This is a genomic window from Bacteroidia bacterium (genome assembly GCA_040880525.1).
In the GTDB taxonomy this organism is placed as follows: Bacteria; Bacteroidota; Bacteroidia; order CAILMK01; family JBBDIG01; genus JBBDIG01.
On sequence record JBBDIG010000046.1, the window covers coordinates 1 to 17,602 of the forward strand.

Genomic DNA, 17,602 nt, shown 5'->3' on the forward strand with positions numbered 1-17,602 from the left:
AGCCGCTGAATCCGCTCCCGGTTTAGTGCAACAAAGCGCTAAACCGCAGGGAATGTTGCGCATCCCAGCGTTTAGCGCTTATTCAGTTGGCAAATGTTTTCATTTTTTTCTTCTCTCGACTGCAATGGTATCAAAGTATGTCCCATTGAAGGATAAAGTGTATTTCGGACCCTGGACTTCATCAAATATGAAATCCCTAACTCCATAGTGCAAAGAATTTAGAACTTCAACGTACCCTTCGTTTTCAGGATTAAATGATTCAAGGTGTTCAAATTTTCCGTCTTTTTCTTTTTTATACATTCGGTACCAAACGGCTCCCGCTCCCGAACCATATAAGAACAGATAAATTTCTATAGTATCATTTCCAAGAATATAGTAGTTACGTCCACAGCTACATTCCAATACCTTAGGTTCGCCATTTGCTAAATTATCATCTACGTATTGCATGACTTGAGTGGTTCTGTATCGGATTGTGTCATTAGGGCAAATAATATCATCCCAGCAATTAGTTTCACAACCTGTTGAAATACAGCCTGTAGAGTCAACAACTTGTGTGTCAATAGCATCTTTATAGGACGTTGATCCTTCTGTATTTTCGTTATTCAAGTCCGAATTATTAATATAGGATATCAGTCCGAAAATTGAGATTATTACTATGGAGAGCAGATGTTTCATTTCAAATATTTGCCAACGGTTCGCGGGCATGGGTAGTGGCGGTTTTGAAAGTCGTCACTGTCAACCGAAACCAAATGTTGTTATGTGTTTGAATGTTCATTTTTATCGTGTCAGCTGCCATTACCTATGCCCGCTGTTGCACTAAACCTTCGGTAGCTTTTAAAAACAAAAAAAAGCTCATAACTTAAAGATTTTTTAACCGATTAAATCACGTTGTTATGAGCTCTTTAAAAAAAGTGTCCGGATCAGCGGCAAGACCCTGATTGGACAGGCATGCCAGGATGTACCTGGCTTCGGCCAAATGTACAAAAAGCTGCGGACAAAAATCACCAATGGCGGCTATTCTAAAAGCACACTTCTCAACTACGGGCGGTCTATTGCCAAGGTAAGCCTGTACTACCACAAAACTCCGCTGGAACTTCAAAGGCGATCAGATTGAAGATTATCTCATGCTGATGAAACAGCAGCAAAATCCCAGTGCCTCTTATTTCAAGCACACGGTGTATGGGCTACGTTACCTGTTCCGGCTGTTTGGACGGGAAGACAGGGCTATTCATCTCCCATCTATGAAGGAAGTCAAGCAGCTTCCTGTGGTATCGAGCAAGGAAGAATGCCGCAGGTTGTTTGGCACACCGCGCATGTTCTTTGGTTGCATTGCCCGCAAAGGTTGGTATGTCGGTCTTTCTTAGGCTATTGTAAATACCCACTTCTGGCCATCCCCCGCACCGTTTTCGCTCCATGAAACAGAGGCCTAAAATACTCTTGCCTCACTTCTCCAATTCTATATCAAAAGTATCCCGGTCCTGAAGAAAAGGCATGTAACGCCTTACTTTGGTGATGCTGGTTTTTTCCAGTTGAGCGTAGATGATCCCTTGCTGGTGTTTCATTTGTGCCAGGCAATCTCCTGTGGGGCTGTATATGGCCGAGCGGCCGTCATATTCCACCTCATTTCCATCTGTGCCCACCCGGTTTACCCCTGCCACAAAACATTGGTTCTCGATAGCGCGCGCCTGCAGCAGGAGTTCCCAATGATTTGCCCTGCGTTCGGGCCAGTTTGCCACGAAAATGAGGCAGTCATATAGTTCGGTATTCCTTATCCACACGGGGAACCGGAGGTCGTAACATACCATAGGGCAGATTTTCCAGCCATTCAACTCCACGATCAGCTTTTGATCGCCAGCCGTATAATGTGCCTCTTCTTTTGCCATGCTGAAAAGATGTCGCTTATCATAGGTCTCAAAACTTCCATCCGGGCGCATCCAGATAAGACGGTTAAAATATTTTCCATCTTTGCCGATAATGATGCTGCCGGTCAGTGTTATGTTTTGCCTTGATGCCTGTTCTTTCATCCATTGCACGGTCGGCCCATCCATATCTTCGGCCAGTTTTTCGGGCCTCATGCTAAATCCCGTGCTGAACATTTCCGGCAGCACCACGAGTTGGGTTTCACTGCTTATCGAACGCAGCTTCTCCCCGAAATTCCGCAGGTTGGCTTTTTTATCTTCCCATTCCAACCGTGTTTGTATCAGGGCAATGTTCAGATCTTGCATAGCAGTTCTCCGGCTTTTTTCAGGGTTTCTTCTGATTTCGCGAAGCAAAACCGCAAAATTTGGTTGTCAATTTTTTCATGGTAAAAAACGGAAATGGGAATGCTGGCAATTTTGAATTCGCGCGTCAGGTGCTCCGCAAATTGACGGTCAGGTTCATCGCTTATTGCGCTGTAGTCCAGGCACTGAAAATAGGTGCCGTGGCAAGGAACAAGCTGAAACCGGCTGGCCTCTACTGCCTGAGCAAATAAATCCCGTTTATTCTGATAAAAATCCGGCAGCGAGAGATAGTGGGCTTCGTCCTTCATAAAATCAGCAAACGCATATTGAAAAGGCGTGCAGGAGGAATATTGGAGATACTGAAATACTTTCCGGAATTCCGTCATCAGGCCGGAAGGTGCCAGTACATATCCCATTTTCCAACCGGTATTGTGATAGGTTTTTCCAAATGAAAAAATAACAAAACTGCGACCGGCAAGGGAAGGATAACGGCAAATGCTGTGGTGTGCAATCTTGTCGAAAATGATGTGCTCATAGACCTCATCGCTTATGATGATAATATCGGTACCGCTCACCAGTTTCTCCAACTGTTTTATATCCTCACTGCTCAGCACGGTGCCGGTGGGATTGTGGGGAGAGTTCAGGATAATGGCGCGGGTGCGGTAGCTGATCTCTTTTTTCACCTCTTCCCAGTTTATTTTGTAATGAGGCGGTTCCAGCCGGACATAGCGCGGCTTGCCCCGGTTCAGCAGGATGGAGGGCACATAGCTGTCATAAGCCGGTTCAAAAATCAGCACTTCATCATCTTCCTTCACTACCGAAGTAATGGCAGCATAAATGGCTTCGGTAGCCCCTGATGTAATGGTGATTTCTTTGTCAGGATCATAACTGGTACCATATAGTTTCTGCGTTTTCAGGGCTATCTCCTCTTTGAGCGCTGGCAGCCCCGGCATGGGTGCATATTGATTTTTTCCTTCCCGGAGATATTTCGCTACAAGTTCCACAAGGTGTGGCGGACATTCAAAATCAGGGAACCCCTGAGAGAGATTGATGGCTCCGCATTCATTGGCAAGGCCAGACATGACTGCGAAAATGCTTGTCCCGATTCCGGGAAGTTTGGTTGTACTGCCGGTGATGCTCTGTTGCATATCTATGTCTTTTCGTCTGAAGGGGCGCAAGTTAAAAACAGGACAGGCGGGGTGACCAATTGCAGGAAAATCCGCAGGTCAGGATTGTTTTCTCAGTTTGCCAATCCGGGAATTTTACCGCCTTCAAAAAACCATAAATGTTCAGGAATAAATACAATACACTATGAATGATGAGATCCGAGAATGGCTTTGACGCCCGGCAGATCTTCGCCCTGGATATATTCCAGCATAGCGCCTCCACCCGTGGAAATGTAGCTGACCCGGTCCTGCAAGCCAAAGCGGTTTATGGCTGAAACCGAATCTCCGCCACCGATCAGGCTGTAAGCGCCATCATCCGTGGCATCGGCTATGGCCTCGGCAATGGTAAGGGTGCCTGCCCGGAATTGCTCCATTTCAAATACGCCCATAGGTCCGTTCCAGAGAATTAACCTGGATTTGGCAATGATCGCAGCATATTCTTTCCTGGCTTCCGGACCAATGTCCAGACCCATCCAGCCGGAGGGGATGTGGAAACTGTCAGTGATCCGTGTGTCAGCATCCGCCCTGAAATCGTTGGCGGCTACGCTGTCTCTGGGCAGCATCAGCCTGCAATCTGAACTTTCGGCCACTGCCAGGAAGTCCTTGGCAAGGTTGATCCGGTCTTCCTCTACTTTGGAACTGCCGGTTTTGCCGTCCCACGCGCGGATAAAAGTATAGGCCATCGCGCCCCCGATGAGGAGGTAATCGGCTTTTTGTACCATTTCATCAAGCACCAGAATTTTATCCGAAACCTTCGCACCACCTATAATTGCGGTAAATGGGTGCTCATCGCTTTGTAGTAACCGGTCAAGGTTCGCTACCTCTGAAGCCATCAGGTATCCGAAAGCTCTTTTCGCTGGGAAAAACCTGGCAATGATACAGGTGGAGGCATGTTCGCGATGAGCGGCTCCGAATGCATCATTCACGTAATAGTCGCCATTTGCTGCAAGTTGTTTCGCAAATTCAATATCCCCTGCTGTTTCTTCAGGATGGAACCTCAGGTTTTCCAATAGCAGGACTTCTCCGTCTTTCAGGTTTTCTGAAGCGCCACCAGCTTTCGCGCCCACGCAATCATCCACAAAATGGACTTTGCAACGCAGAAGCTCAGACAAATGGGACACCAGGTGCTTCAGCGAAAAAGCTTCCTCAGGCCCATCTTTGGGTCTTCCCAGGTGGGACATGAGCACCAGCCGGCCACCATCATCCAGAATTTTTTTTAATGTAGGCAGGGTGGCTGTTATTCGCGTATCGTCTTCTATCCGGAAGTCATTGCTCAGGGGCACGTTAAAGTCTACACGCGTCAGCACCCTGGCACCTGCATAGTTGAAATTGTCTACTGTAATCATAGCTTGGATTATTGAATGAAACGGGGGAAAGAGTGGGCAAATTTAAACGATGTATTCACATGAAGGAGTTCATGTAAAATTATCCTGAAACCTGCATTGTGTCTCTTTTCTCGCATCATTTTTTTGTTGAATTTTGGAGCAACATTTCAAAACCGCTATGTCCCTTACATTTCAACAACAAGAAAAGTTTGTTCTTGTAACACTGAAAGCTGAACCTGATTCAGAGATGCTTGAAAAGGCCGTACAGCTTACGACTGGATTCCTAAAGAAGGGTGAAAAGAATTTTATTCTGCTGGTTCAGAAAGTTGAACAGCCCAATTCCTCATTTGTCGCGATGGTGGAGAAAATTTCATTGGATGCCACCGTAAAAGGAGGTAATGTGGTAGTAGCTAAACCCAATGAAGATGTTGCGGATATCCTTGAGGATATGGGCATCATGTTCACTGATTCGCTGGAAGAGGCGAGAGATTACATCTTCATGGAAGAACTGGAGCAGGAGTTTCTGGATGAAGATGAAGAGGATGAGGAGTTGCTTTATTAAATTGAAACGTTTTAAAAGAAAAATACAATCAAATGAAACTAATTTTACTAATACTTGCTATAGCGATCATCTCGCCTGGTTTTGTGCAAGCGCAACCTTGCCAGCCTGATACTACCAAGAAGGAAGTGGGTATTTATCCAAAACCCGTTATTCCTGCTACTGTGGGGCAAATGTATGATGAGAACCTTACCCTCCGGTTTCCGAAGGACACCACTTACATGGGAAATGATATTGAGATTGACAGCATTACCATCGTAAAGGTAGACCGCCTGCCGCAGGGTTTTTCGTATACCTGCAATATTCCGGGCTGTACATATCCTGGTGGCGGAGTTGGATGTGTGAACGTGCAGGGCCTGCCGGATGCTTCCATGCAGGGCTCCCGGTATGTGTTGGTTACCGTCAGGGGCTATGTTACTCTTTTCGGAAATGTGGTTACCATGAGTTCGGTGGATTCTATTGAATTTATTATTCAGAACCCGGATGGAATAAATGAAGATGTGCAGACCCTGAAGCTGTTGCAGAATTACCCCAATCCATTTAAAACATCCACCATTTTCTCCTTTATGTTGCCAGATTATAACCAGGTATCGCTCAGTATTTTCAATCTTGTGGGCCGCGAAGTATTTCGGCAATACATCCAGGGGAATCCCGGACTCAACAAGGTGGAATTCAAAAACGAGGATCTGACGCCCGGAATGTATTTCTACAGGCTCAAATATGGAGATGAGGAATTGACGCGAAGAATGACGATTTCCAGATAGAAGTAGCTTCCGTAATTGTTTTCCTGTTACACCCGGCCAGGCCTGGAAAAATGAAAATTGCCGGACCAGCATATAATATTTTGTATTGAGCGCTATGCCATTCGAGATTCTAATTCTGGGCAATAGTTCCGCAACGCCCACGCTTGACCGCTTTCCTTCAGGGCAGATAATTCGACTTCAGGAAAACTATTTCATGGTGGATGCAGGCGAAGGAATGCAGGTGCAATTGCTGCGCTATGGAGTAAGGGCAAGCCGCATCAGCCACGTTTTCATCAGCCACCTTCACCCGGATCACTACCTGGGCCTCATCGGATGGATATGTACGCAGAACCTTCAGAGGCGATCATCGGCACTCACCATTTACGGCCCTGCGGGTCTGGAAGAAATTGTGATGGTAAACATGCGTCACTCCGGCCTTAAAATGCAATACGAGCTTATTTTTGAGGAGCTTGAAATAGAACAGCCCAAGGTGATCCTCGATTTGCCGGAATGCACGGTAGAGACGGTCCCGCTGTTGCACCGCATTCCCACAGCAGGATTTATCTTCAGGGAGAAACCCCATTCATTCAAGATCAACCAGGAGGCTTTTGCAAAGGAAAACCTGCCTGTTCAGGCTTATAGTTATTTCCGCAGGGGAGAGGATTTTCAGGATGATGACGGGAAACGGTATTCTTTCCGGGAATTTACTTATCCACCACCACCGCCCCGTACTTATGCCTGCCTCTCTGACACTCGCTGCAGCGACAAATATTTCAGCCAGATTGCAGGAGCCGACCTCCTTTATCATGAGGCTACTTTCAGAAATCAACATCTTGATTTAGCGGAAAAAACACTGCACTCCACTACCGGTGAAGCAGCAATGGCGGCCAGGCAGACAAATGCGAAGCAACTTATCATCAGCCATTTTTCATCCCGCTACAAAAATCTGGAGGAGTTGCTGAAAGAAGCGCGTGCCGTATTTCCGAATACCGAGTTGGCGCGGGCGGGTCTGAGATTATCTATTCCCTTTCAATCTGCATAGAGAGGGGTTTTCTAATCACGATTTTCCCACGGTTGAAACCGTGGGCTATGGGTGCGATCATTATTTGTTGAATGGATTTGTGCTGGCAAGAGCTGCTGTGATTCCTGTCAGGAATATTCCCGTTCAGAAGAATATTGGCTGCTTTCTCTCAGAAAATCGAAATATTCGCAGATTCGTTCATCAGCCATTCAAGGCTGCCGGCCCATTACCAGATATGTCCTCCATTCCATTTCTTAAACGTCTCGCTGCCGAGGTTGTCCACCGCCACAAGGACAAGCTGGATGAGGTATGCGTTATACTGCCTTCACGTAGAGCTACTGTTTTCTTCAGGCAGCATCTTTCACAGATCATCGAAAAGCCGGTGTGGATGCCGGCCCTTATGTCGTTGCAGGATTTTGTGGAAGAGCGCTATCCGCATCAAATTCTCGATCCGCTGGAGCTGAACTTTATGCTGTTCAGCATCTACCAAAAACATCAACCGGAGGAGCCCTTTGATAAATTTTATCCCTGGGGACAAATGCTCCTGAAGGATTTTGATGAGGTGGACCGTTACATGGTAAATGCTGACAGATTATTTCAAAACCTGAAAGAAGTAAAAGAAATAGAACAGTGGGAACCTTCTGCTATAAAATTTTGGCAGGAAATGGAAACGGAAGATCCAAAGCCGGTGCAGCAGCGGTTTTACCGTTTATGGGAACTGGCCGGTATCCTTTATAACGAACTCGCGGAGCAACTCAGAAACGCCCGCCAGGGATACGAAGGAATGGCTTATCGCTGGATGGCCGAGGCGGTTTCCACCGAGAAATTCAATACCCATTACAGCCAACTTTATTTTGCCGGTTTCAATGCGTTGTCAACTGCCGAAGAAGTGATTATAAAGGGATTGGCTGCACAACGAAAGGCTACCGTATTTTTTGACGCTGATCCATATTTTCTCGATGATCCGCAACATGAAGCAGGCCGGTTCATCCGGAAGTATATCAAAGAATGGAAGCTGCCCGAGGTGCAATGGCTGGAACCGCATCTTACCACTGAGACGAAACATGTAAGCATGATTGGTACTTCCCTGAAGACGGAGCAAGCCACGGCACTTGCATCGGAACTGGAAAAACAGGCTGAAGAAGGGCAGCCCCGCTGGGAAAATACGGCAGTCGTGCTGGCCGATCAGGGTTTGCTTTTCCCCGTGCTGCATTCCCTGCCCGCAGCCATCCGGGATGTGAACGTGACGATGGGCTATCCTTTGCGGTTTTCTCCGCTCTTCAGCCTTTTCGACTCGATGGGCCAACTTCATAGCAATGCAAGGGAAAAAGCGGGCAAACACAGCTTCTTTTATAAAGATGTTATGGCGCTGCTGAGCCATCCTTATCTGCGCCAGGTGAGGCACGAGCAGACCGAAAAGCTGAGCAGGGAGATCAGGCGCGGACAAACGTTTTATATTGATGCTGTAGATTTAACTTGTGATGATCCGGTCCTCAGTTTGATTTTCTCCCTGCCGGCTACTCCTGATGAAGCAGCCTCGCTTTTCTCGGCTTTGCTGGATGAACTCCGGGTATCACTCACGAGTGATAATAAGCCGCAAATACTGGAACAGGAATTTATCTTTCAATATAAAATACTGCTGAACCGCCTTCACGATGTGATGACGCAACATCGTGTGGAGATGCCGCAGAAAACCTTTAGCCGGTTGTTCCGGGAGATTGTGAGTAGCGCCAGCCTTCCTTTTAGCGGTGAACCGTTGAAAGGTCTTCAGGTGATGGGAATGCTAGAAACCAGGACCCTTGATTTCGAGGACGTATACATTCTTTCTGTGAATGAGGGCAGTCTTCCTTCCGGGAGCCGGAACCAAAGCTTTATTCCGTACGACCTGCGAAAGGCGCATCATCTGCCATCGCATGAGGAGCAGTCAGCACTTTATGCTTATCATTTTTACCGGTTGCTGCAGCGGGGGGTTAATGTTCGCCTGTTTTATACAACTGAGGCCGGTTCATTGGGAACTGGCGAAAAAAGTCGCTTTTTATTGCAGGTAGAGCAATTGCTGGCTCCGGCAAATCCTCGTCTGCAACTGAAGAAATTTCTTTACTCAAGTCCGGTTTCTGCCAAACCTCCGCGATCCATCGCCATTGAGCGGACAGATGAAATAACCCGGAAATTACAGGCAATCGTGAGCGAGCGGGGCCTGTCTGCCAGCGCATTGATCATGTATGCCCTTTGCCCCTTAAAATTTTACCTGCATTACGTCATGAAATTGAAGGAGGAAGATGAATTGACGCAGGAACTGGAGGCCAGCGAATTTGGCAGTATTTATCATGATGCAATGGAATATTTGTACAAGGATCAAACAGGAAAGAAACTGGTTCGCGGGGATTTTGAGCAAATGAAGAATGCGGTAACAGATGCGATTAAGCACGGATTCCGAAAGGCGGACAGGGATTATGGCCAGGCAATGGAGAACCGGAACTTCTTTGATGCCGAAACGCTGCGGTTTCTGGTGGAAATGACTTTGCAGGCAGATAGCCGGTTGCCGGAATTTGAACTTCTGGCACTGGAGTATGAGGCCTCAGTGGAGCATGCCCTTCCAAAGGGAACGAATGTAAAATTGTACGGTAAGATTGACCGTATAGATCGCAGCAGCGAAGGAACCCGCATTGTGGATTACAAAACGGGAAACGTAAGTACCTTCAGGTTTCTGCCGGGTGAGGAGCCGGAAATTTCAGTAACCAATAAAGAGGCATTTCAGGTCTATTTTTACGCTTATCTCTATTACCGAATCTCGGGAGAAACACGGCTGATCCCGGCTGTATTACCTTTAAAGCAGGTGGCAAAAGGGTATTCTTCCTTTCCAAAGCAAGAAAAGGTGCTGAGTAAGGAAGATCTGGAACAATTTGAAATATATCTTTCCAACCTGATACAGGAAGTTTTTACAGCACCGGCCTTTGTCCAAACTACGGATACAACCGTTTGTCAGTATTGTGCATTTAATACAATCTGCCTCAGAAATTAAACCTTAAACTCCTTGGGATTTATCGTTATTTTTGGCTGCTCAGAAATAACAATTAGCAGAATATTAAATTACAGCAAAATGAGAAAAAGAATTTTTACAGGTTTCACCATAATAGTAATTGCACTTTTTTATGTCTCTGAAAGCCGGACCAGCCCAACGGGCGCTCCTTCAGGACACACCAATGCTCCGGGTGAGAGCGTGTGCGCAAATTCTTCCTGCCACACTTCTAATCCGCTTAACTCTGGCGGGGGGAGTGTTTCGATTTCCATTGAAGATATGGATGGGCCTGTGACAAGCTACACGGCAGGAGAAGATTATACCATAACCATCTCTTTAAAAGCGGCTACATCCCAAACTACTGAATTAGTGGGCGGTTTTCAGTTGGTGGCGCTGGATAACGATGGCACTTCAAGAGGCAGCTTTACCCTTTCACCTGATATGAAAACCACCAATTCATTGATAGGTGGGAATCTCCGTACTTACGCAACGCACACCATGCCTGAATCATTCTTTCCCGGCACAGGCCATGAATGGGCACTAGGGTGGACAGCCCCCGCTTCACCGGCCGGTGCTCTTACTTTTTATGCGGCCGCTAACAGCGGAAATGGTGACGGAACCTCATTCGGAGATTTTATATATGCCAACTCCTTTGTACTTGATGGATTGGTTTCCATCCGGGATAATGAAAATACTTATGGAATGGAAGTGTTTCCAACAGTAACCCGGGATGTATTCCATGTGAAGTTTAAATTGACGCATCAGGCACTACTTGCCATTGAGTTGGTGGATCTTCAGGGCAGGCAGATCAGGGAGTTTGACAGGAGCTTTTTCGCTTCGGGAAGCCATTTCCGCAGCTTCAACGCGAATGGCCTGGAATCAGGAATTTATTTTCTGCGGGTTGCTTCCGAAACGGAGAATGCTGTGCAAAAGATATTTATCCGGTAATTGCGTTTTTCAGGAATGGCCGGTATATCTGGAATTGAATATTCCCGGGTACACCGGATTTTTTTATTTGAAATTGTTTTATTTTTATAATATGAACAATTTGACCCGGAACAGCGGTAAGAAGGCAGATAAAATCAGAAGGTGCCAGGAATAATTTTTCAAAACGGCAGGGCAGAAAATTCGCATATAATGCTGTTATAATTATCAATATAAAATCAAAAACCCAAACGATGAGCGGTTATCGATTTACACGATTTATTCCTGATAAAAACAAGAAGGCGCCTTTTGAGCGGCTGTTGGATTTATTCATGCAGGTGCTGGTATATACTTCGGGCGATGTGGCTGAAGCGATGGAATGGATGAACATGCTGGACCGTGAACATGCACTCACTGACGATGAATACGGCATGGGCGATTTTATTAAGGAACTGAAAGAAAAAGGTTTCATTAAGGATGATGAACCCAACGGAACCATTGTCATAACGGCAAAGTCGGAGCGCAGCATCCGGCAACGGTCTTTGGATGAAATATTTGGAAAACTTAAAAAGGGCGGGCCCGGCAACCACAATACGCCCTATGCCGGAATGGGAGATGAAACGACCAGCGAGCACAGGAGCTTTCAATTTGGCGATTCGCTGGATAATATCGCCATGACGGAATCCCTGCGGAATGCTCAGATCAATCATGGAGTGAACGAATTCATGCTCACTGAAGACGATCTTGAAGTCCGTGAGCACGAGCATAAAAGCATTACTTCCACCATCCTTATGATTGATATTTCGCACTCCATGATCCTTTATGGAGAAGACCGCATCACACCCGCCAAGAAAGTGGCAATGGCGCTTTCCGAACTGATCAGCAGAAAATATCCCAAAGACACGCTGGATATTCTTGTGTTTGGGAATGATGCCTGGCAAATTGAGGTAAAGGACTTGCCTTACCTGCAGGTTGGACCTTTCCATACCAATACAGTGGCAGGATTGGAACTGGCAATGGACTTACTGCGCAGGAGAAAAACGCAGAACAAGCAGATCTTTATGATCACTGATGGAAAACCCACCTGCATTAAGGAAGGTGGTCATTATTATAAGAATAGCTTTGGCCTGGACCGGAAGATCATGAACCGGACAATGAACCTGGCAGCGCAATGCCGTGCATTGAAAATTCCCATCACTACCTTCATGGTAGCCTCCGATCCTTTTCTGCAAAAGTTCGTCAGAGAATTTACTGAGATCAACCACGGGCGCGCATTTTATTCGAGCCTCGAAGGGTTGGGAGAGTATATTTTTGAAGACTACATCAGAAACCGGAGAAAGAGAACGCGATAGCCGGCAGGCTGCCAGCGTTTCCAAACATTCACCTTTCGGCTTCGTTAGCAAACCCTACTTTTGACCTCCTATGCAAAAAGACCAAATCCAGGGAATTCGTACGCTTGAAGCACTGAAAGCGTCCGGCTATAAGCCCAGACCCGTAAAGGAAGAAATGCGCGAAAACCTCGTGGCAAAGCTGAAGAACAAGGAAAAAATATTTCCCGGCATCATTGGATATGAAGAGACTGTGATCCCTGATATTCAGCGCGCCATCCTTTCCCGCCACGACATTAACCTCCTGGGGCTGCGCGGCCAGGCAAAAACCCGCATCGCCCGCCAGCTTATTTCACTTCTCGATGAATACCTGCCTGTAGTAGAGGGCAGCGAGTTGAACGACAATCCTTTTGCACCGCTGAGCCGCTATGCGGTTGATTTGGTAGCGGAAAAAGGTGATAAGACACCCATCGCCTGGATTCACCGAAACGAGCGCTATACGGAGAAACTTGCCACACCTGACGTCAGCGTTGCAGACCTGATCGGGGACCTTGATCCTATAAAAGCGGCTTCCATGAAATTGAGCTATGCGGATGAGCGGGTCATCCATTTTGGGCTGATCCCACGGGCAAATCGTGGTATTTTCGCCATCAATGAATTGCCTGACCTGCAGCCACGCATCCAGGTGGCGCTGTTCAATATTTTGCAGGAAGGCGATATCCAGATCCGCGGCTTCAAGCTGAGGATGCCGCTGGACCTGATGTTTGTATTTACTGCCAACCCTGAAGATTATACCAACCGCGGCAGCATCGTTACACCCCTCAAGGATCGTATTGATTCTCAGATTCTGACGCACTATCCGGCAAGCATAGATGTCTCCAGGCAAATTACCCGGCAGGAGGCACGCATTTCAGACGAAACAAAAAAGAGGGTGCAGATATTCGAACCGACTGAAGATCTGGTGGAAGAAATTGCGTTCCAGGCGAGAGAGAGCGAATACGTAGATTCCAAGAGTGGCGTTTCAGCACGCCTCACTATTTCTGCATACGAAAACCTCCTGAGCGCGGCCGAATACCGCATGTTGCTGAATAACGAAAAAGAGGATTTCGTGAGGATGGCAGATTTCATGGGCGTTATTCCATCCATTACCGGCAAAATAGAACTGGTATATGAAGGCGAGCAGGAAGGCCCGGCTAACGTGGCGCAGCTCCTCATTGGCAAAGCCATCCGCAAGCAGTTCATTAATTATTTTCCGGATCCCGATAAATTCAAACGAAGTGAATTAAATAATCCATATCAAAAAATAGTCAGTTGGTTTGGGAAAGGAAACATTGTGGATATTCCTGGCAACATAGGCAAAATGGAATATTATAAAAAACTGGATGATGTGCCCGGCTTGCGAAAACTCGTAGCGCGATCTGTGCCTGGCCTCACGCATGAAAAGACTTATTTTTTCATGGAATTCGCACTGCATGGCCTTGCAGAATATTCACTTCTGGGCAAAGAATTTCTAAAGGGAAATACGGCATTTAAAGACCTGATCAGCGGCATGTTCAATTTTGAAGAAGGGGAGGAGTAGGGGCAGTAATTTAAACTTTAAGGTTCTACTGTATTTTAATGGAAAGACAGTTAAATTTTCTGCTGGAATTTGCTTTATGGCCATGCCAGCCCTGCTCCGTAGCGTAGGGCATTGAACGAGTCCACCATTGGGAGATTTAGGTGACTGTTATATATTCCACCATATTTAGGATAGAACTACTTTTATTTTTTTCTTTTATTTGAGTAATTCATTACGGGTGGTGTGAACTTCAGCTTTCATCCAAAATGGTGCATAAGGTTCTACCCTTTTTTTCTTTCCCTTCACGAATTTGATTTACCTCCTTCATGGCAGCTTTTATCCCTATCAGCGCTCTTGATTTCTTCTGCAATAAGGTATTTTCCTGATTGAGGTATTCACATTCTTCCAGGGGAACAATTACAGCTTTTTGTTCGCCTGCTTTGTTGGTAATATATTGAATTTTCATAATGTTAGTTATTCTTTTCAGGTAAGGCCCGTAAGTCTTGCAGTGATGCCTCTTGACCTTTCAGGTGTAAAAATATGGCGAAGAAAACTTATGGAGGAACCTCTAATTACATCCAATCAACTTCTACATCTCACATTTCAGCTACTTGTGGAATACCTGATTTGATGAATGTTCTTTTTGGATGCTTCCTGACAGACTCCTATCGGTCATTCAAAAATGCCTGACTTTTTTAACCGAACTTGCTAATTTTGCACAGCCAAAATTTAAAAAGTAAATGGCGAAGAACAACGATTTTCTAACATTAGCTTATTACTATTATACGGCACTCCCCAATGCCGGAGAATTTGCTGAGAAACATCTTGCCTACTGCAAATCCATCGGTTTGCGTGGTCGCATTATCGTGGCAGATGAGGGCATAAACGGGACAGTATCTGCCCCGCAGGCGATAGCCGAAAAATACATGGACTACTTGCGTTCTTTGCCCTATTTTCCTGGCATTTCATTTAAGGTGCACCAAACGGAGCAGCACGTTTTTAAAACGGTGCATGTACGCTATAAGGCTGAAATTGTCAATTCCGGATTGACGGCAGCGGACGACATTAAGCCATATAAAGAAACCGGAAAGCACCTTGAACCAAAAGATTTCCGCGAGATGATGGACCGCGATGATGTGGTGGTGCTGGATGTGCGCTCTAATTACGAACATACCCTGGGCCGCTTCAGGAAGGCCGTAACGCTGGATATGGAGAACTTCCGCGAATTCCCCGACAAGTTGCAGGAACTTGAGCAATACAAAGACAAAACAGTAGTGACCTACTGCACTGGCGGCATCAAGTGCGAAAAGGCTTCTGCGCTGCTGTTAAAGAAAGGATTCAGGGATGTTTACCAGCTCAAGGGCGGTATCCTGAATTATGGCAAAGAAGCGGGCGGAGAGAATTTCGATGGCAAATGCTACGTATTTGATGAGCGGATTTCAGTAGATGTGAATCAGGTAAATCCAACACTGGTCTCCACCTGCGCTCATTGCGGGGAGAAGACCTCCAGGATGGTGAACTGCGCCAATCCCCTGTGCAATGATCAATTCGTGATGTGCGAAAAATGCGGATGGGAGTGGGAGGGCGCCTGCTCCGATGCCTGCCGCGACCATGAGAAAAAACGACCGTATACTGGCAGCGGATATTATAACAAGGCGAGCCAGGATAGTTATACTGCAAAAGCGCTAAAATCCTGAAGTACAAACAAAGCTGACTCATTCCTGAATTTCGCGATAGTGGAATATCAGGAATCTCCTGCGCTTGAAGCCCTTGCAAGGGTTCCGTAGCTGCTTTTACAATCGGAGATTACAGCCTTCACGGGAATGACAAACATTTCGGGAATTCTGGAATTTACAGGGTTTATATTATAGCATGATATCGCAATGAGATGTATGCCGTTGGGTTGCTCCAGATCATCTTTGACCAGCAGCCACAGCCATTAATTGAGTCATATATAAATGGAGGATCCTCATTTATCGGAGATCTTTCGCAGATGGATTATATGACGTTTAGCGATCTGTATGATAACTTCTTTCCATTTCCCGGCCCTTGCTCTCCGGGCGATATTCCTTGCATGGTAATGCACCTGCAAGGCATCCCTGCTGCGGACAATGCAAATTTTCTAACCTTACAACCTGTATATCTTGAAGCAGCTAAACACGTAATCTATAATATAGAAAGCCAGGGTGCAGGGAGTACATTCTTTAGCTATATAAATGCGGCATACGACCTCAGCATAGTGGTTTCGTGGATGAATGCTGCCCACGGAGATTGTGGAATGTATGGATTGTTGCTGAGTTGGAACCGGGATGCGATTGAGGCTGCGCTCAGCTCTTATGCGAATTTAGAATCGTTGCTCACACTACTCTATGACGAGGACAATGCTGATTTTCTCAGTATTATCGTAGATCAACTGGAAGCAGTATACCGTTCCACCATTGCCTCGCTTTATGATCTGGAAGACGTATTGAGCCATATAGCATCTCATTACGACCAGGCCACGGCTGACGCGGTGCTGGCAGCCATCACCACCCACACAGATGCGCTGACGGACTTTTTCCGCATCAGCGAGCACCCTATGTATGGCAGCAGCAGGCTTGGCATAGCGCGTAGCGATGAAGCCATATACTGGCACAATGTCTCCGGGCCGGATGGAACTGGCGAGTTGCAGGTAGATTTGGAAAATGCCTACCGACTGGTGGGCAAAAAACATTATGAACTTTCCAACCATTTAGGTAATGTGCTCACGGTGATAACGGATAAGAAACTAGCGGTGGAAGATGCTCTCGGTGCTATTGCCTACTATAAAGCGGATATTTTATCGGCCCAGGACTACTATCCGTTCGGGATGGTGATGACAAGGCGCTCTTTCTCAAGCCCTACCTATCGTTACGGGTTTAATGGACAGGAGAAGGATGATGAAATAAGCGGGGCAGGGAACAGTTATACCGCAGAATACTGGCAATATGACTCCAGGCTAGGAAGAAGGTGGAATATCGATCCGTTAACTTATCCATGGCAAGGGAGTTACGTAACGTTTAATAACAACCCAATCATTTTCGTAGACCCTTTAGGCTTATTTGGGACAAGAAAGGAGGCTAAGGATTATAAGAAATCAAATGACGTAAAAGGTCGGATACATAAAAACGATGATGGTAACTATTCAATTGATAATAAAAAAGAACACTGGTCTATCTATGAGGATGAAGATCTAGGAATTCAAAAGGCAGCTCTTTTCTTTGAAAGAAGGCCCGACAATAAAAATTTCACTCCTTGGGAATTAGGGGTTGAATGGCTTACTGGTACGGGCGCAAGATCTCGAACCTTTATTGAAGGGGATAAAATCACGGGGATGTATCGAAACCATGAACATGTACAGCAAACAAAGAATAAGATTGCTAAACAGCTTAATAAGAGAATAGATCAATTACCCATTGAAGGACAAAACCCATACAACTTAAGTGGTATTGAAGGCGTTGGGAAATATCTTAAAGACTATTCTACTCTGGCAACTGCTGGCTTGACAGGAAATCTTATTTATACTTACCTCGGTTCTCATAGCCTTCAATATACCATAAGTGATGTCGACATAGAGAATCGTATTGCTATCGTTACCTTTTTAGTTCATAACACTTCTACTATTCAATCCGCGACACGTCCACCTGTAATAGGTTACCAAGAATTGTCTTAGCCCCCTATTTCTTGGAGAGATTTTTCAAAAGAGTTTAGGTCTATTT

General features: G+C 46.1%; 15 protein-coding genes. 10 read left to right on the forward strand and 5 right to left on the reverse strand.

Annotated elements, in window-relative coordinates; translation table 11 throughout:
- Positions 1-99: 99 nt before the first annotated feature.
- A complete protein-coding gene (locus WD077_13090; GenBank protein ID MEX0968169.1) occupies positions 100-675 on the reverse strand; it encodes a hypothetical protein in 576 nt (191 codons plus the stop codon).
- 455 nt (positions 676-1,130) lie between these two features.
- Here WD077_13090 and WD077_13095 point away from each other — a divergent pair, with 455 nt between their 5' ends.
- Entirely contained in the window at positions 1,131-1,364 is a 234-nt protein-coding gene (locus tag WD077_13095) for a hypothetical protein (GenBank protein MEX0968170.1), read from the forward strand.
- A 78-nt stretch (positions 1,365-1,442) separates the two neighbouring features.
- On the opposite strand, the gene WD077_13100 is transcribed toward WD077_13095, so the two are convergent.
- The 3 genes from WD077_13100 to WD077_13110 form a co-directional block, all read right to left on the reverse strand.
- The gene (locus WD077_13100) at positions 1,443-2,225 is read right to left on the reverse strand and encodes an amidohydrolase (GenBank protein ID MEX0968171.1); all 783 of its coding nucleotides are present in this window, start codon (positions 2,223-2,225) and stop codon (positions 1,443-1,445) included.
- On the reverse strand, positions 2,213-3,370 hold the full coding sequence (locus WD077_13105) for a methionine aminotransferase (GenBank protein ID MEX0968172.1): 1,158 nt from the start codon (positions 3,368-3,370) through the stop codon (positions 2,213-2,215). The genes WD077_13100 and WD077_13105 overlap by 13 nt, the downstream gene beginning before the upstream one ends.
- A 161-nt stretch (positions 3,371-3,531) precedes the next feature.
- On the reverse strand, positions 3,532-4,734 hold the full coding sequence (locus WD077_13110; protein MEX0968173.1) for a phosphoglycerate kinase: 1,203 nt from the start codon (positions 4,732-4,734) through the stop codon (positions 3,532-3,534).
- 157 nt (positions 4,735-4,891) lie between these two features.
- Here WD077_13110 and WD077_13115 point away from each other — a divergent pair, with 157 nt between their 5' ends.
- The 7 genes from WD077_13115 (at position 4,892) to WD077_13145 (ending at position 13,886) form a co-directional block, all read left to right on the forward strand.
- Positions 4,892-5,275, forward strand: coding sequence for a hypothetical protein (locus tag WD077_13115; protein MEX0968174.1), 384 nt, complete (start codon positions 4,892-4,894; stop codon positions 5,273-5,275).
- A 32-nt stretch (positions 5,276-5,307) separates the two neighbouring features.
- On the forward strand, positions 5,308-6,036 hold the full coding sequence (locus tag WD077_13120) for a T9SS type A sorting domain-containing protein (GenBank protein MEX0968175.1): 729 nt from the start codon (positions 5,308-5,310) through the stop codon (positions 6,034-6,036).
- 94 nt (positions 6,037-6,130) lie between these two features.
- A complete protein-coding gene (locus tag WD077_13125; protein MEX0968176.1) occupies positions 6,131-7,057 on the forward strand; it encodes a ribonuclease Z in 927 nt (308 codons plus the stop codon).
- A 40-nt stretch (positions 7,058-7,097) separates the two neighbouring features.
- Positions 7,098-10,058 (forward strand): PD-(D/E)XK nuclease family protein, encoded by a 2,961-nt coding sequence (locus WD077_13130; GenBank protein ID MEX0968177.1) that lies wholly within the window; start codon positions 7,098-7,100, stop codon positions 10,056-10,058.
- 78 nt (positions 10,059-10,136) lie between these two features.
- Positions 10,137-11,003, forward strand: a complete 867-nt coding sequence (locus WD077_13135; GenBank protein ID MEX0968178.1) for a choice-of-anchor V domain-containing protein — start codon at positions 10,137-10,139, stop codon at positions 11,001-11,003.
- Positions 11,004-11,233: 230 nt separating this feature from the next.
- Positions 11,234-12,331 carry a VWA domain-containing protein gene (locus tag WD077_13140; protein ID MEX0968179.1) on the forward strand — a complete coding sequence of 366 codons (1,098 nt, stop codon included), beginning with the start codon at positions 11,234-11,236 and terminating at the stop codon, positions 12,329-12,331.
- A gap of 70 nt (positions 12,332-12,401) precedes the next feature.
- Positions 12,402-13,886, forward strand: coding sequence for a sigma 54-interacting transcriptional regulator (locus tag WD077_13145; GenBank protein MEX0968180.1), 1,485 nt, complete (start codon positions 12,402-12,404; stop codon positions 13,884-13,886).
- A 229-nt stretch (positions 13,887-14,115) separates the two neighbouring features.
- Here the strand turns inward: WD077_13145 and WD077_13150 are convergent, their stop codons facing one another.
- The gene (locus WD077_13150) at positions 14,116-14,331 is read right to left on the reverse strand and encodes a hypothetical protein (GenBank protein ID MEX0968181.1); all 216 of its coding nucleotides are present in this window, start codon (positions 14,329-14,331) and stop codon (positions 14,116-14,118) included.
- A gap of 274 nt (positions 14,332-14,605) precedes the next feature.
- Here WD077_13150 and WD077_13155 point away from each other — a divergent pair, with 274 nt between their 5' ends.
- Both WD077_13155 and WD077_13160 read left to right on the forward strand, forming a co-directional pair.
- Positions 14,606-15,562 (forward strand): rhodanese-related sulfurtransferase, encoded by a 957-nt coding sequence (locus WD077_13155; GenBank protein MEX0968182.1) that lies wholly within the window; start codon positions 14,606-14,608, stop codon positions 15,560-15,562.
- 191 nt (positions 15,563-15,753) lie between these two features.
- Complete coding sequence (locus WD077_13160; protein MEX0968183.1) at positions 15,754-17,556, forward strand: RHS repeat-associated core domain-containing protein; 1,803 nt, start codon at positions 15,754-15,756, stop codon at positions 17,554-17,556.
- The last annotated feature ends 46 nt before the right edge of the window (positions 17,557-17,602 follow it).

What these genes read in the sequence shown, in the direction of transcription:
- WD077_13090 (MEX0968169.1), bottom strand. Translation starts at nt 675, where the DNA reads ATGAAACATCTGCTCTCCATAGTAATAATCTCAATTTTCGGACTGATA.
- WD077_13095 (MEX0968170.1), top strand. Translation starts at nt 1,131, where the DNA reads ATGAAACAGCAGCAAAATCCCAGTGCCTCTTATTTCAAGCACACGGTG.
- WD077_13100 (MEX0968171.1), bottom strand. Translation starts at nt 2,225, where the DNA reads ATGCAAGATCTGAACATTGCCCTGATACAAACACGGTTGGAATGGGAA.
- WD077_13105 (MEX0968172.1), bottom strand. Translation starts at nt 3,370, where the DNA reads ATGCAACAGAGCATCACCGGCAGTACAACCAAACTTCCCGGAATCGGG.
- WD077_13110 (MEX0968173.1), bottom strand. Translation starts at nt 4,734, where the DNA reads ATGATTACAGTAGACAATTTCAACTATGCAGGTGCCAGGGTGCTGACG.
- WD077_13115 (MEX0968174.1), top strand. Translation starts at nt 4,892, where the DNA reads ATGTCCCTTACATTTCAACAACAAGAAAAGTTTGTTCTTGTAACACTG.
- WD077_13120 (MEX0968175.1), top strand. Translation starts at nt 5,308, where the DNA reads ATGAAACTAATTTTACTAATACTTGCTATAGCGATCATCTCGCCTGGT.
- WD077_13125 (MEX0968176.1), top strand. Translation starts at nt 6,131, where the DNA reads ATGCCATTCGAGATTCTAATTCTGGGCAATAGTTCCGCAACGCCCACG.
- WD077_13135 (MEX0968178.1), top strand. Translation starts at nt 10,137, where the DNA reads ATGAGAAAAAGAATTTTTACAGGTTTCACCATAATAGTAATTGCACTT.
- WD077_13140 (MEX0968179.1), top strand. Translation starts at nt 11,234, where the DNA reads ATGAGCGGTTATCGATTTACACGATTTATTCCTGATAAAAACAAGAAG.
- WD077_13145 (MEX0968180.1), top strand. Translation starts at nt 12,402, where the DNA reads ATGCAAAAAGACCAAATCCAGGGAATTCGTACGCTTGAAGCACTGAAA.
- WD077_13150 (MEX0968181.1), bottom strand. Translation starts at nt 14,331, where the DNA reads ATGAAAATTCAATATATTACCAACAAAGCAGGCGAACAAAAAGCTGTA.
- WD077_13155 (MEX0968182.1), top strand. Translation starts at nt 14,606, where the DNA reads ATGGCGAAGAACAACGATTTTCTAACATTAGCTTATTACTATTATACG.
- WD077_13160 (MEX0968183.1), top strand. Translation starts at nt 15,754, where the DNA reads ATGTATGCCGTTGGGTTGCTCCAGATCATCTTTGACCAGCAGCCACAG.